This window comes from Paenibacillus popilliae ATCC 14706 (genome assembly GCF_000315235.1).
GTDB lineage: Bacteria > Bacillota > Bacilli > Paenibacillales > Paenibacillaceae > Paenibacillus_B > Paenibacillus_B popilliae.
Genome location: NZ_BALG01000291.1, coordinates 1 through 629 on the forward strand (window position 1 = coordinate 1; position 629 = coordinate 629).

Consider the following 629-nt stretch of genomic DNA (forward strand, 5'->3'; position numbering starts at 1 on the left):
ATCGCCGCGGCAACTGCTTCAATATGAACCGCTGCTGAATACGTTCCGTCCGAATGATGACCCGGCCAACAGAGCGGGGGTGAAGGATATCAGCACGGAGCAGGACGGCTTCCGTGCGACGGCGCTGTGGGGAGACGGACTCATCGTTGATATTCCGGCGACGTGGGAGCAGGATCCGGATGGGAACAAGCTCTATGCGCCAGCCGATCAGGGAGCGCTCCAGTTGGAGTATTATTGCTTGCGCGCGGAACCAGGGGCTACGCTTGCTTCGCTTGTGCGTCAGGAAGAGGCATTTATGAAGAAAATGTTCCGTCCGGAGCATCGTCAGACCGTGGGCGTTCAGGATGTGACGTTGAAAAGCGGACAGCAAGCAAAGCTGTTGACGGCAAAGCATCGGTATAATGAGCAGGGCTGGTTCGTCTCCAAGACGCTGATCGTGCTCGATGAAGGCGTACAGTTTGTTGTGCAATATGGTGGGCCGGACCGTCCCGATGCTGTTCAGCTTGGCGAACGCATGGTGAGCTCGGTGCGCGTCGATGGCAAGGTGAAGGAGCAGCTTGACGACCCGGAGGCCTGGGATAACGGCAGCGAGCTGTGGGTTCCGTGGACGAAGACGGTGGAGCGCCAAT

At 58.3% G+C, this 629-nt stretch carries 1 protein-coding gene; it reads left to right on the forward strand.

The window, feature by feature from the left end:
* On the forward strand, positions 1-629 hold a 629-nt coding region (locus tag PPOP_RS22920), incomplete at both ends, for a hypothetical protein (protein WP_042229406.1).